Origin of the sequence: Streptomyces sp. NPDC057474 (genome assembly GCF_042802555.1) — a bacterium.
In the GTDB taxonomy this organism is placed as follows: domain Bacteria; phylum Actinomycetota; class Actinomycetes; order Streptomycetales; family Streptomycetaceae; genus Streptomyces.
Window position 1 is genome coordinate 51504 of record NZ_JBHVDX010000014.1, and the last position, 14485, is coordinate 65988.

At 66.3% G+C, this 14485-nt stretch carries 7 protein-coding genes and 2 pseudogenes; 2 read left to right on the top strand and 7 right to left on the bottom strand.

The window, feature by feature from the left end; all coding sequences use genetic code 11:
* Positions 1–50 precede the first annotated feature (50 nt).
* The 5 genes from tuf to ACFU53_RS06255 form a co-directional block, all read right to left on the bottom strand.
* Positions 51–1244, bottom strand: coding sequence for an elongation factor Tu (gene tuf, locus ACFU53_RS06235; protein WP_327728180.1), 1194 nt, complete (start codon positions 1242–1244; stop codon positions 51–53).
* Between the two features lie 169 nt (positions 1245–1413).
* The gene (gene fusA, locus ACFU53_RS06240) at positions 1414–3540 is read right to left on the bottom strand and encodes an elongation factor G (protein WP_383986535.1); all 2127 of its coding nucleotides are present in this window, start codon (positions 3538–3540) and stop codon (positions 1414–1416) included.
* 39 nt (positions 3541–3579) lie between these two features.
* Positions 3580–4050, bottom strand: a complete 471-nt coding sequence (gene rpsG / locus ACFU53_RS06245) for a 30S ribosomal protein S7 (protein ID WP_005481264.1) — start codon at positions 4048–4050, stop codon at positions 3580–3582.
* A gap of 2 nt (positions 4051–4052) precedes the next feature.
* Positions 4053–4424, bottom strand: coding sequence for a 30S ribosomal protein S12 (gene rpsL, locus ACFU53_RS06250; RefSeq protein ID WP_003948652.1), 372 nt, complete (start codon positions 4422–4424; stop codon positions 4053–4055).
* A 290-nt stretch (positions 4425–4714) separates the two neighbouring features.
* Positions 4715–5203 carry a DUF1707 and DUF4190 domain-containing protein gene (locus ACFU53_RS06255; protein WP_383986570.1) on the bottom strand — a complete coding sequence of 163 codons (489 nt, stop codon included), beginning with the start codon at positions 5201–5203 and terminating at the stop codon, positions 4715–4717.
* A 337-nt stretch (positions 5204–5540) separates the two neighbouring features.
* Here ACFU53_RS06255 and ACFU53_RS06260 point away from each other — a divergent pair.
* A pseudogene (locus ACFU53_RS06260) lies at positions 5541–6004 on the top strand (Crp/Fnr family transcriptional regulator); the annotation flags it as partial.
* A gap of 6 nt (positions 6005–6010) precedes the next feature.
* Positions 6011–6775 (top strand): annotated as a pseudogene (locus ACFU53_RS06265) (M48 family metalloprotease); the annotation flags it as partial.
* A gap of 96 nt (positions 6776–6871) precedes the next feature.
* Here the strand turns inward: ACFU53_RS06265 and ACFU53_RS06270 are convergent.
* On the bottom strand, positions 6872–10771 hold the full coding sequence (locus ACFU53_RS06270; protein WP_383986537.1) for a DNA-directed RNA polymerase subunit beta': 3900 nt from the start codon (positions 10769–10771) through the stop codon (positions 6872–6874).
* 94 nt (positions 10772–10865) lie between these two features.
* Positions 10866–14351 carry a DNA-directed RNA polymerase subunit beta gene (gene rpoB, locus ACFU53_RS06275; RefSeq protein ID WP_383986539.1) on the bottom strand — a complete coding sequence of 1162 codons (3486 nt, stop codon included), beginning with the start codon at positions 14349–14351 and terminating at the stop codon, positions 10866–10868.
* Between the last annotated feature and the right edge of the window lie 134 nt (positions 14352–14485).

Sequence of the window (14485 nt, forward strand, 5' to 3'; positions counted from 1 at the left end):
CGACCGAAGTCGTACGGGCCTCTCCAGAGACCTACCGGATCAGTTCAAGATCACTTCGTGATCTTGATGACCTGGCCGGCGCCCACGGTCCGGCCACCCTCACGGATGGCGAACTTCAGGCCCTCTTCCATGGCGATGGGCTGGATGAGCTCCACCTTCATCTCGGTGTTGTCACCCGGCATCACCATCTCGGTGCCCTCGGGGAGGGTCACAACGCCCGTCACGTCCGTCGTACGGAAGTAGAACTGCGGACGGTAGTTGTTGAAGAACGGCGTGTGGCGGCCACCCTCGTCCTTGGACAGGATGTAGGCCTGGGCCTCGAACTCGGTGTGCGGCGTGACCGAACCGGGCTTGATGATGACCTGGCCGCGCTCGACGTCCTCGCGCTTGATGCCACGGAGGAGCAGACCGACGTTCTCACCGGCCTGGCCCTCGTCGAGCAGCTTGCGGAACATCTCGATGCCGGTGACCGTGGTGGTGGTCTTGTCCTGCTTGATGCCCACGATGTCGACGGTCTCGTTGACCTTGAGGATGCCACGCTCGATACGACCGGTGACGACGGTGCCACGACCGGTGATCGTGAAGACGTCCTCGATCGGCATCAGGAACGGCTTGTCGACGTCACGCTCGGGCTGCGGGATGTTCTCGTCGACGGCCTTCATCAGGTCGAGGACGGACTGGCCCCACTCCTTGTCGCCCTCAAGGGCCTTGAGCGCCGAGACCTTGACGACCGGCAGGTCGTCGCCCGGGAACTCGTACTCGGAGAGCAGCTCACGGACCTCGAGCTCGACGAGCTCCAGGATCTCCTCGTCGTCCACCATGTCGGCCTTGTTCAGGGCGACGACGATGTACGGAACGCCGACCTGGCGGGCCAGGAGCACGTGCTCCTTGGTCTGCGGCATCGGGCCGTCGGTGGCGGCGACAACGAGGATGGCGCCGTCCATCTGCGCCGCACCCGTGATCATGTTCTTGATGTAGTCCGCGTGACCGGGGCAGTCGACGTGGGCGTAGTGACGGGTCTCCGTCTGGTACTCGACGTGCGCGATCGAGATCGTGATACCGCGCTGGCGCTCCTCGGGAGCCTTGTCGATCTGGTCGAACGCCGAGGCCTCGTTCAGGTCCGGGAACGCGTCGTGCAGCACCTTGGTAATGGCGGCCGTGAGGGTCGTCTTACCGTGGTCGATGTGACCGATGGTGCCGATGTTGACGTGCGGCTTAGTCCGCTCGAACTTCGCCTTCGCCACTGGGGTCCTCCTGGGAGTGGTTCTGGTACGCCTTACTGCGTCGGCGCCAGGTGATCTTTGCTGGAAAGTCCGGGTCCTTGGGCAAACACCCGTGTTTGCGGGTGTTTGCCCCCTGAGGCTCCGGAGTCAAGCCTAAAGCGTGTGGACGCGGTGCGTTGAACGCGGTGCGTTACTCGCCCTTGGCCTTCGCGATGATCTCCTCGGCGACGTTCCGCGGAACCTCGGCGTAGGAGTCGAACTGCATCGAGTAGCTTGCGCGACCCGAGGTCTTGCTGCGGAGGTCTCCGACGTAGCCGAACATCTCCGAGAGGGGCACGAGGCCCTTCACGACGCGGGCACCGGCCCGCTCCTCCATGGCCTGGATCTGACCACGGCGGGAGTTGATGTCGCCGATGACCTCACCCATGTAGTCCTCGGGCGTGGTGACCTCGACGGCCATCATCGGCTCAAGGAGCACGGGGGACGCCTTGCGCGCGGCCTCCTTGAAGGCCTGCGAACCGGCGATCTTGAAGGCGAGCTCGGAGGAGTCGACCTCGTGGTAGCCACCGTCGAGAAGCGTGACGCGGACGCCCGTCATCTCGTAGCCCGCGAGGATGCCGAACTGCATGGCCTCCTGCGCGCCGGCGTCCACCGAAGGGATGTACTCCTTCGGGATACGGCCACCGGTGACCTTGTTCACGAACTCGTACGAGGCGTCGCCGCCCTCGATCGGCTCGATCGCGATCTGCACCTTGGCGAACTGGCCGGTACCACCAGTCTGCTTCTTGTGCGTGTAGTCGACGCGCTCGACGGCCTTGCGGATCGTCTCGCGGTAGGCCACCTGCGGCTTGCCGACGTTGGCCTCGACCTTGAACTCACGGCGCATACGGTCGACCAGCACCTCGAGGTGCAGCTCGCCCATACCACCGATGATGGTCTGGCCCGTCTCCTCGTCCGAGTGAACCTGGAAGGAGGGGTCCTCCTCCGCGAGACGCTGGATGGCGACACCCAGCTTCTCCTGGTCACCCTTGGACTTGGGCTCGATGGCGACCTGGATGACCGGCGCCGGGAAGTCCATGGACTCCAGGATCACCGGCTGCTTGTCGTCGCTCAGCGTCTCACCGGTGGTGGTCTGCTTGAGGCCCATGACGGCGACGATGTCGCCGGCGCCCACCGACTCGATCTCCTCACGCTTGTTCGCGTGCATACGGTAGATCTTGCCGATGCGCTCCTTCTTGCCCTTGACGGAGTTCAGCACGGCGGTGCCGGACTCCAGGCGACCGGAGTAGATCCGGACGAAGGTGAGCTTACCGAGGTGCGGGTCGCTCATGATCTTGAACGCCAGCGCCGACAGCGGCTCGTCGTCGGACGGCTTGCGCTTGACCACGACCTCGGGGTCCTTCACGTCGTGGCCCTCGATGGCCTCGACGTCGAGCGGGGTCGGGAGGTAGCGCACGACCGCGTCGAGCAGGGGCTGGACGCCCTTGTTCTTGAACGCGGTGCCACAGAACACCGGGGTGACCGTGACGCCGTCGGACTTGCCCGTCGCGATGGTGATGCGACGGATCGCGGCGTACAGCTGCTCCTCGGTGGGCTCCTGACCCTCCAGGAACAGCTCCATGATCTCGTCGTCGTTCTCCGCGACGGCCTCGACCAGCTTGCCGCGGTACTCCTCGGCAGCCTCGGTGTGCGTGGCCGGGATGTCGACGACGTCGTACATCTCGCCCTTGGCGGCCTCGGCGGACCACACGAGCGCCTTCATGCGGACCAGGTCCACAACGCCCTTGAAGTCCATCTCGGCGCCGATCGGCAGCTGCATGACGAGCGGGACGGCACCCAGGCGGTTCGAGATCATGTCCACACAACGGTGGAACTCGGCGCCGGTACGGTCCAGCTTGTTCACGAAGCAGATGCGCGGCACGCCGTAACGGTCGGCCTGACGCCACACCGTCTCGGACTGCGGCTCGACACCGGCGACACCGTCGAACACCGTGACGGCACCGTCGAGGACGCGGAGCGAACGCTCCACCTCGACCGTGAAGTCGACGTGCCCCGGGGTGTCGATGATGTTGATCGTGTAGTCGTTGTCCTCGAGCGGCCAGTGACAGGTGGTGGCAGCAGAGGTGATCGTGATGCCACGCTCCTGCTCCTGCTCCATCCAGTCCATGGTGGCAGCGCCGTCGTGGACCTCACCGATCTTGTAGCTGACGCCGGTGTAGAAGAGGATCCGCTCGGTGGTGGTCGTCTTGCCCGCGTCGATGTGGGCCATGATCCCGATGTTGCGGACCCTGGCCAGGTCAAGTGAAGTGGTAGCCATAAGGCTTCGGTCTTCTCTCGGTCTCGATGGGGGTAGCGACTACCAGCGGTAGTGCGCGAAGGCCTTGTTGGACTCGGCCATCTTGTGGGTGTCCTCGCGCTTCTTCACAGCGGCACCGAGGCCGTTGGAGGCGTCGAGAAGCTCGTTGAGCAGACGCTCGGTCATGGTCTTCTCGCGACGGGCGCGGGAGTAACCGACCAGCCAGCGCAGCGCGAGCGTGTTGGCACGACCGGGCTTGACCTCGATCGGAACCTGGTACGTCGCACCACCGACACGGCGGGACTTAACCTCGAGGGTCGGCTTGATGTTCTCCAGCGCGCGCTTCAGCGTGATGACCGGGTCGTTGCTGGTCTTCTCGCGCAGGCCCTCCATGGCGCCGTACACGATGCGCTCGGCGGTGGAGCGCTTGCCGTTCAGCAGCACCTTGTTGATCAGCGACGTGACAAGAGGAGAACCGTAGACCGGGTCGATGATGACCGGGCGCTTCGGGGCGGGGCCCTTACGAGGCATTCTTACTTCTCCTTCTTGGCGCCGTAGCGGCTGCGGGCCTGCTTGCGGTTCTTGACACCCTGGGTGTCAAGCGAACCGCGGATGATCTTGTAGCGAACACCGGGCAGGTCCTTCACACGGCCGCCGCGCACGAGCACGATGGAGTGCTCCTGCAGGTTGTGTCCCTCGCCCGGAATGTAAGCAGTGACCTCGATCCCGCTGGTCAGACGCACACGCGCGACCTTACGCAGGGCCGAGTTCGGCTTCTTCGGGGTGGTCGTGAACACACGCGTGCAGACGCCGCGACGCTGGGGCGAACCCTCGAGTGCGGGCGTCTTGTTCTTCTCGACCTTGTCCTGCCGGCCCTTCCGGACCAGCTGCTGGATCGTAGGCACTACTTCTCCGGTTTCTGTGTGCCGAATGGTGAAGCTAACCTGAAACATTCGCCGACCCACGCGGTCGGGTGTGTCGGATACTGCAGACTCCCGCCGCGAGGCAGAAAGAGCGCAGATCACGGTGGCCGCTTACGACTCCCCCTGTGCGGTTGAAGGCACGCACGGAAGCCAGGGCACACCCCAGGCACAAGGTCTGAGCGTACCTACCTCATTCGCTATGGTCAAAACAAATGGGCGGGCGGGGGTTTAGGGACCGGGCTCATCCTGCGGACAACGGGTGCGGCTCGGGCTCAGGTTCCGCTGTTCGACGCGACTCCCGCGATCATCATGATGGCGAGGAAGAAGGCCCAGCCGGCCACGGAGAGCCAGCCGAGGATGAGGCCGGCCAGGGCGAAGCCCTCGCCGCCCTCGCCCGTGCGCTTCATCTCGGCGCGGGCGGTGTGGCCCAGAATGACGGCCGGGATGCCCGTCAGCCCCATCGTCATGGTGGTGAGCACACCACAGACCATGGAGCCCACGGCCTTGCCGTTGGTCGCCGGGGGTGGCAGGGGGGCCGGCATGAACGTTCTCGGCACCGGGGCACCGCCCATGGCGGTCGGCTGCATCCCTGCGGGGCCCTGGGGCAGGTCGGCGACCAGAAGGGTCAGCTCCCCCACTGTGCGCGCCTTGTAGGCCCTCTCGACGCGCCTCTCGTACTCGTCCTGCGGAAGGCGGCCCTCGCTGAACCCGGCCTTCAGTACATCCACGGCACGCTCACGGTCGGCGTGTGCGGCGAGCATCGAAGGACCATTGCCCTGCGGCTGCTGCCACGGAATCGGCTGCCATGACGGGTTCGACACGAGAAACACTCCCCCGGACTGGTTGTCCCTCCATGATGCTCCAACGCCCGCCCCCGAGCACGGGTTCCCCGCCCCGGTTCTGTTGCGGTTCTGCTACCGCGTACCGCGCGCGTGCCGTGCCCCCGAACCCTGGCCGAACACCGGGCGAGCCGCTGCGCAAGTACCGCGCTCCGGCCACACCTGGCCGGTTGCGGGCCGTTGCCCCCATGGTCATCCCAAGTACGTTGACTGATTGCGGAGTCAGGGCATCGGCACAGGTGAAAGCGGGGGCGGCGGCATGACCTGGGGGACGGCCGACAGACGTACACACGCGTGGGACGACGACGGGTTCGACGACCGCGTGCCCTTCCTCGCCCGCCTGGAGAAGGACGACCGCGTCGCCCTGCTGGGCACCGGCCGCCCGCTGCGCCACCGGGCGCGCAGGGTGATCCTGCACCAGGACGAGCCGTCCACCCATGTGGTGCTCCTCCTGCACGGCTGGACCGAGGTCACGGCCATCGCGGCCAACGGTTACGAGGCGCTGCTCGCCCTGTGCGGGCCCGGCGACATCATCGGCGAGGGCGCGGCGCTCAGCGGGCGGCACAGGGCGGCCACCGTGACGGCCCCGGAGGCAATCGAGGTGCGGTGGCCATCGACCAGTCCCGCTTCACCGCGTTCCTCGCCGGCAGCCCCCAGGTCTCGTTGCAGCTGCTGGGCCTGGCCACCGACCGTCAACGGTCGACCGACCGCCGTCGGCCGGAGTGATTCCCGCTCGGCTGCTGGGCGGTGAGCGGCGCGCTGACCTTCCACCGGCCCTGCGAACGCCTTCTCGCCGGCCGGCTGTACCGGCTGCGCCACCCGACGCCCGAGGAGGACCGGAGGCTGAAGTCGGCGTGGCGCCAGGTGACCGCCCGAGCCGGTGTGGACGCAGACACCTACCAGCTGTGGGTCGAGGACAGCGCGCGCATCAACGCCATGACGGCCGCGGGCCACATCGTCGGAGTCACCAGCCACTCGCTCAGGACACTGACGCCCGGGCGGCTCGCCGGCGTGCTCGCACACGAGTTGGGCCACCACGTGGGAGGACACGCCTGGGCCTCACTGCTCCCTTCTGGTCGCGCTGCCGGCACGGATCGCCTGGCGGCCGCTGCGGTGGCTGGGCCTCACGCGTCGACCGCGTCTCCGTGGGCGTCGCCGCCGTCGTGATCGGCGTACTGGGCGCCGTCGTGTTCGCCCTGGCGACGGCCACGTACGGTCTGGTCTTCCTGCCGCCGGCCACGCCCTACCTGGTGGCAGCGGCTCCCGCCGCGCGGAACTCCGCGCCGACGCGCACGCGGCCGGGCTCGGCTCGCCCAGCAGCTGATGGCCGTACTACGTGAGGATCTCGACCGCGAGGAGAGCGCACGCGCCGACGCCTCGGCCATGGGCGCCCGCTTCGAGGAGGAGGGAGTGATCGCACGGCTCCTCGCCTCCCACCCCGACCCCCACACCCGGCTCCACCACCTTCAGGCCCACGTGGAGAGCGGGCGCTGACGGCCCGGCCCGGCGGGCCGGCACACCCCGGGCAACGCCAAAGGGCGGCCACCCGAAGGTGACCGCCCCTCAACTCAAGCAACTGCTACCGCTCGCCTACTGGTTGTACGGACCGTAGTCGTAGTCCTCCAGCGGGACGGCCTGGCCGGAGCCCGTGCCGAACGGCGAGTAGTCGATGTCGTCGTAGCCGACGGCCGAGTACATCGCGGCCTTGGCCTCCTCGGTCGGCTCGACCCGGATGTTGCGGTAGCGGGACAGACCCGTACCGGCCGGGATGAGCTTACCGATGATGACGTTCTCCTTGAGGCCGATGAGGCTGTCGGACTTGGCGTTGATCGCCGCGTCCGTCAGGACTCGGGTCGTCTCCTGGAAGGAGGCGGCCGACAGCCAGGATTCCGTCGCCAGCGAGGCCTTGGTGATACCCATCAGCTGCGGACGACCGGAGGCCGGGTGACCGCCCTCCTGGACCACACGACGGTTCTCGGTCTCGAACTTCGAGCGCTCGACCAGCTCGCCGGGCAGCAGCTCGGCGTCGCCGGACTCGATGATCGTCACGCGGCGGAGCATCTGCCGGATGATGATCTCGATGTGCTTGTCGTGGATCGACACACCCTGCGAGTTGTAGACCTTCTGGACCTCGCCGACCAGGTGGACCTGGACGGCACGCTGACCCAGGATGCGCAGCACGTCGTGCGGGTTGGTGGCACCCACGGTGAGCTTCTGGCCCACCTCGACGTGCTCGCCCTCGCTCACCAGCAGACGGGCACGCTTCGAGATCGGGAACGCCGTCTCGTCACTGCCGTCGTCCGGCGTGATGACGAGCTTCTTGGTCTTCTCGGTCTCCTCGATGCGGACGCGACCGGCCGCCTCGGAGATCGGGGCGACACCCTTCGGCGTACGGGCCTCGAAGAGCTCGACGACACGCGGCAGACCCTGCGTGATGTCGTCACCGGCCACACCACCGGTGTGGAAGGTACGCATCGTCAGCTGGGTACCGGGCTCACCGATGGACTGGGCGGCGATGATGCCGACCGCCTCACCGATGTCGACCAGCTTGCCGGTGGCCAGGGAGCGGCCGTAGCACATGGCACACGTGCCGACCTTGGACTCACAGGTCAGGATCGAGCGGGTCTTGACCTCCTCGACACCGTGGTGCACGAGCTGGTCGATGAGCACGTCGCCCAGGTCCACGTTGGCCGGCGCGATCACCTTGCCGTCGATGACGACGTCCTCGGCGAGCATACGGGCGTAGACGCTGGTCTCGACGTCCTCGGCCTTGCGCAGGACCCCGGTCTCGTCCTTCGAGGCGATCCGCAGCTTCAGACCGCGCTCGGTGCCGCAGTCCTCCTCGCGGATGATGACGTCCTGCGAGACGTCCACCAGACGACGGGTCAGGTAACCCGAGTCGGCGGTACGCAGGGCGGTGTCCGCCAGACCCTTACGGGCACCGTGCGTGGAGATGAAGTACTCCAGCACCGACAGACCCTCACGGAACGAGGCCTTGATCGGACGCGGGATGGTCTCGTTCTTCGCGTTCGACACCAGACCACGCATACCGGCGATCTGCCGCATCTGCATCATGTTTCCTCGGGCACCCGAGTCAACCATCATGAAGATGGGGTTGGTCTTGGGGAAGTTCGCGTTCATCGCCTCGGCGACCTCGTTGGTCGCCTTGGTCCAGATCGCGATGAGTTCCTGCGTGCGCTCTTCCTTGGTGATCAGACCGCGCTCGTACTGCTTCTGGACCTTCTCGTCCTGCGCCTCGTAGCCCTTGACGATCTCCTTCTTCGCCTCGGGAACGACGACGTCGGAGATGGCCACGGTGACACCGGAACGGGTCGCCCAGAAGAAGCCGGACGCCTTCAGGTTGTCCAGCGTCGCCGCCACGATGACCTTGGGGTAGCGCTCGGCGAGGTCGTTGACGATCTCGGAGAGCTGCTTCTTGCCCACCGAGTAGTCGACGAACGGGTAGTCCTCGGGCAGCAGCTCGTTGAAGAGCGCACGGCCGAGCGTGGTCTTCAGCCGGAAGCTGTCACCCTGCTGCCACTCCGGCTCGCCCTCCTCGCGCTCCGGCGGGGTCCAGCCGCGCGGCGGGATGGTGCCCACCGGGAAGCGGATGTCCACGGCGGACTGCAGCGCGAGCTCGCCGGCGTCGAACGCCATGATCGCCTCGGCCGTGGAGGCGAAGGAACGCCCCTCGCCCTTGGTGTCACGCAGCTCGCCGTCGGTGGTGAGGAAGAACAGACCGAGGACCATGTCCTGGGTCGGCATCGTCACCGGACGGCCGTCGGCGGGCTTGAGGATGTTGTTCGAGGACAGCATCAGGATGCGGGCCTCGGCCTGCGCCTCCGCGGAGAGCGGCAGGTGGACGGCCATCTGGTCACCGTCGAAGTCCGCGTTGAACGCGGTGCAGACGAGCGGGTGGATCTGGATGGCCTTGCCCTCGACCAGCTGCGGCTCGAAGGCCTGGATGCCGAGGCGGTGCAGGGTGGGAGCACGGTTCAGCAGAACCGGGTGCTCGGCGATGACCTCTTCGAGGACGTCGTACACGACCGTGCGGCCGCGCTCCACCATGCGCTTGGCGCTCTTGATGTTCTGCGCGTGGTTAAGGTCGACCAGGCGCTTCATCACGAACGGCTTGAAGAGCTCCAGCGCCATCGCCTTCGGCAGACCGCACTGGTGCAGCTTCAGCTGCGGACCGACGACGATCACGGAACGCGCGGAGTAGTCCACACGCTTGCCGAGCAGGTTCTGACGGAATCGACCCTGCTTGCCCTTCAGCATGTCGCTGAGGGACTTCAGCGGGCGGTTGCCGGGGCCCGTGACCGGGCGACCACGACGGCCGTTGTCGAACAGCGCGTCGACGGCCTCCTGAAGCATGCGCTTCTCGTTGTTGACGATGATCTCGGGAGCACCAAGATCCAGAAGCCGCTTCAGACGGTTGTTCCGGTTGATCACACGGCGGTACAGGTCGTTCAGGTCGGAGGTCGCGAAGCGGCCACCGTCCAGCTGCACCATCGGGCGAAGGTCCGGCGGGATGACCGGGACGCAGTCGAGGACCATGCCCTTGGGGCTGTTGGAGGTCTGCAGGAAGGCAGACACGACCTTCAGCCGCTTCAGCGCACGGGTCTTCTTCTGGCCCTTGCCGGTGCGGATGATCTCGCGGAGGCGCTCGGCCTCCTCGTCCAGGTCGAAGGACTCCAGGCGCTTCTGCAGCGCCGCGGCACCCATCGAACCGTCGAAGTACGTGCCGAAGCGGTCACGCAGCTCGCGGTAGAGGAGCTCGTCGCCCTCCAGGTCCTGGACCTTGAGGTTCTTGAACCGGGTCCACACCTCGTCGAGACGGTCGATCTCGCGCTGCGAACGGTCCCGCAGCTGCTTCATCTCGCGCTCGGCACCCTCGCGCACCTTGCGGCGCACATCGGCCTTGGCACCCTCGGCCTCGAGCTCGGCCAGGTCGGTCTCGAGCTTCTTGGCGCGGGCCTCCAGGTCGGCGTCCCGGCGGTTCTCGACCTGCTGCCGCTCGACGGAGACGTGCGCCTCCAGCGAGGGCAGGTCACGCGTACGGCGCTCCTCGTCGACGTACGTGATCATGTACGCCGCGAAGTAGATGACCTTCTCGAGGTCCTTGGGAGCCAGGTCGAGCAGGTAGCCCAGTCGGCTCGGGACACCCTTGAAGTACCAGATGTGCGTGACGGGCGCGGCCAACTCGATGTGGCCCATCCGCTCACGGCGCACCTTGGCGCGAGTGACCTCGACGCCACAGCGCTCACAGATGATGCCCTTGAAGCGGACACGCTTGTACTTGCCGCAGTAGCACTCCCAGTCCCGGGTAGGACCGAAGATCTTCTCGCAGAAGAGTCCGTCCTTTTCGGGCTTGAGCGTGCGGTAGTTGATCGTCTCGGGCTTCTTGACCTCGCCGTGGCTCCACTGACGGATGTCGTCAGCGGTGGCCAGACCGATCCGGAGCTCGTCGAAGAAGTTGACGTCGAGCACTATGCGTCAATCCCTCTCAGGGTTGTAAGTCATGGGGTCTGATACGGGGGTCCTGGGGCCGGAGGCCTTCATGGCGAAGGCCTCCGAACTCCCGTCAGACCTCTTCGACGCTGCTCGGCTCGCGCCGGGACAGGTCGATGCCAAGCTCCTCCGCAGCGCGGAAGACGTCCTCGTCGGTGTCGCGCATCTCGATGGACATGCCGTCCGAGGACAGCACCTCCACGTTGAGGCACAGGGACTGCATCTCCTTGATGAGCACCTTGAAGGACTCGGGGATGCCGGGCTCGGGGATGTTCTCGCCCTTGACGATGGCCTCGTAGACCTTCACGCGGCCGGTCACGTCGTCGGACTTGATGGTCAGCAGCTCCTGGAGGGCGTACGCGGCGCCATAAGCCTCCAGCGCCCACACCTCCATCTCACCGAAGCGCTGGCCACCGAACTGGGCCTTACCACCCAGCGGCTGCTGGGTGATCATCGAGTACGGACCGGTCGACCGAGCGTGCAGCTTGTCGTCGACCAGGTGGTGGAGCTTGAGGATGTACATGTACCCGATGGAGATCGGGTCCGGGAACGGCTCACCGGAGCGGCCGTCGAACATCCTCGCCTTACCGGTCGGCTGCACCATGCGCTCGCCGTCGCGGTTCGGGATGGTGTGGTTCAGCAGACCCGCGAGCTCGTCCTCACGCGCACCGTCGAACACCGGGGTGGCGACGTTGGTGCCCGGGGCGACCTGGTCGGCGCCGATGACCTGCAGGCGCTGCGCCCAGTCCTCGCCGAGACCGGAGACGTCCCAGCCACGGCTGGCGAGCCAGCCGAGGTGGATCTCCAGGACCTGTCCCGGGTTCATTCGGGACGGCACACCGAGCGGGTTGAGGATGATGTCGACCGGGGTGCCGTCCTCCAGGAACGGCATGTCCTCGATCGGCAGGATCTTCGAGATGACGCCCTTGTTGCCGTGACGGCCGGCGAGCTTGTCACCGTCGGTGATCTTGCGCTTCTGCGCAACATACACACGGACCAGCTGGTTGACGCCGGGCGGCAGCTCGTCGCCCTCCTCGCGGTCGAAGACGCGGACGCCGATGACCTTGCCGATCTCGCCGTGCGGGACCTTCAGCGAGGTGTCACGGACCTCACGGGCCTTCTCACCGAAGATCGCGCGGAGCAGCCGCTCCTCAGGGGTCAGCTCGGTCTCGCCCTTGGGCGTGACCTTGCCGACGAGGATGTCACCGGCGACGACCTCGGCACCGATCCGGATGATGCCGCGCTCGTCGAGGTCGGCGAGGACCTCCTCGGAGACGTTCGGGATGTCCCGGGTGATCTCCTCGGGGCCGAGCTTGGTGTCACGGGCGTCGACCTCGTGCTCCTCGATGTGGATCGAGGAGAGGACGTCGTCCTGCACGAGGCGCTGCGACAGGATGATCGCGTCCTCGTAGTTGTGACCCTCCCACGGCATGAACGCCACGAGCAGGTTCTTGCCCAGTGCCATCTCGCCGTTCTCGGTGGCCGGACCGTCGGCCAGGACCTGGCCCTCGATGATCCGGTCGCCCTCGTTGACGATGACCTTCTGGTTGACCGAGGTGCCCTGGTTGGAGCGGGCGAACTTGGCCAGGCGGTACGTGATGTACGTGCCGTCGTCGTTGGTGGTGGTGATGTAGTCCGCGGAGACCTCCTGGACCACACCCGCCTTCTCCGCCTTGACCACGTCGCCGGCGTCGACGGCGGAGCGGTACTCCATGCCGGTGCCGACGAGCGGGGCCTCGGACTTGATGAGCGGCACGGCCTGACGCATCATGTTCGCGCCCATGAGGGCACGGTTGGCGTCGTCGTGCTCGAGGAACGGGATCATGGCGGTCGCGACCGACACCATCTGGCGCGGCGAGACGTCCATGTAGTCCACGTCGTCACCGGGGACGTAGTCGACCTCGCCGCCACGACGGCGGACCAGGACGCGGTTCTCGGTGAAACGCATGTTGTCGTCGAGCGTGGCGTTGGCCTGCGCGATGACGAACCGGTCCTCTTCGTCGGCCGTCAGGTAGTCGACCTCGTCGGTGACGACGTCGCCGTCGACCTTGCGGTACGGCGTCTCCACGAAACCGAACGCGTTGACGCGGCCGTAGGAGGCGAGCGAACCGATCAGACCGATGTTCGGGCCTTCGGGCGTCTCGATCGGGCACATACGGCCGTAGTGAGACGGGTGCACGTCACGGACCTCGAAGCCGGCCCGCTCACGGGAGAGACCACCCGGACCAAGAGCCGACAGACGGCGCTTGTGGGTGAGACCCGACAGCGGGTTGTTCTGGTCCATGAACTGCGACAGCTGGCTGGTGCCGAAGAACTCCTTGATGGAGGCGACGACCGGCCGGATGTTGATCAGGGTCTGCGGCGTGATCGCCTCGACGTCCTGGGTCGTCATGCGCTCGCGGACGACACGCTCCATACGCGCCAGACCCGTACGGACCTGGTTCTGGATGAGCTCGCCGACGCTGCGCAGACGACGGTTGCCGAAGTGGTCGATGTCGTCGGTCTCGACGACGATCGTCTGGCCGTTGTCCGCGGTCGTCTCGGTCTCGCCCGCGTGCAGCTTCACCAGGTACTTGATCGTCGAGATGACGTCCTCGACGGTCAGGACGCCCGCGTCGAGCGGAGCCTCCGCACCCAGCTTCTTGTTGACCTTGTAGCGGCCGACCTTGGCGAGGTCGTAGCGCTTCGGGTTGAAGTACAGGTTCTCGAGGAGCGTCTGCGCGGCCTCACGCGTGGGGGGCTCGCCCGGACGCAGCTTGCGGTAGATGTCGAGCAGCGCGTCGTCCTGGCCCTGGGTGTGGTCCTTCTCCAGGGTGGCGCGCATGGACTCGTATTCGCCGAACTCCTCCAGGATCTGCTCGGTGGTCCAGCCGAGGGCCTTGAGGAGAACGGTCACGGACTGCTTGCGCTTGCGGTCGATACGGACACCGACCATGTCGCGCTTGTCGATCTCCATCTCCAGCCAGGCGCCCCGGGAGGGGATCACCTTGGCGGAGAAGATGTCCTTGTCGGACGTCTTGTCGATGGAGGAGTCGAAGTAGACACCGGGCGAGCGGACCAGCTGCGACACCACGACACGCTCGGTGCCGTTGATGACGAAGGTGCCCTTGTGCGTCATGAGCGGGAAGTCGCCCATGAAGACCGTCTGGGACTTGATCTCGCCGGTCTCGTTGTTGGTGAACTCGGCCGTGACGAAGAGCGGAGCCGCGTACGTGAAGTCGCGGTCCTTGCACTCGTCGATGCTGTTCTTCGGCGGCTCGAAGCGGTGGTCACGGAAGGTCAGCGACATCGACCCGGAAAAGTCCTCGATCGGGGAGATCTCCTCGAAGATCTCCTCCAGACCGGACTTGGTGGGGACGTCCTGTCCGTTCTCCAGAGCCTCCTCGACCCGACTCTGCCAGGCGGTGTTGCCGAGCAGCCAGTCGAAGCTCTCGGTCTGCAGCGCGAGCAGGTTGGGAACCTCGAGAGGCTCCTTGATTTTTGCAAAAGAGATGCGCAGCGGGGCGGTGCTGGCGGCGGGGTTCGTATTCGCGGTCGAGGCGTTGCGCGAGGCGGCCAAGAGGGGGTCCTTCCGAGGGCTCGGACTCACTACGCGCGTACCGGCCCCTCCCCTGCGCAACGAGAGCAGGCTGTTCCTGAACTGTCTGCAAAGGCAGGTCAGGAATGATCTGTTCGTCGATGCTCAAGCGAGGG

Excerpts from the sequence above, each read along its gene's own strand:
- fusA (WP_383986535.1), bottom strand. The coding sequence starts at position 3,540 with ATGGCTACCACTTCACTTGACCTGGCCAGGGTCCGCAACATCGGGATC.
- rpsG (WP_005481264.1), bottom strand. The coding sequence starts at position 4,050 with ATGCCTCGTAAGGGCCCCGCCCCGAAGCGCCCGGTCATCATCGACCCG.
- ACFU53_RS06255 (WP_383986570.1), bottom strand. The coding sequence starts at position 5,203 with ATGCTCGCCGCACACGCCGACCGTGAGCGTGCCGTGGATGTACTGAAG.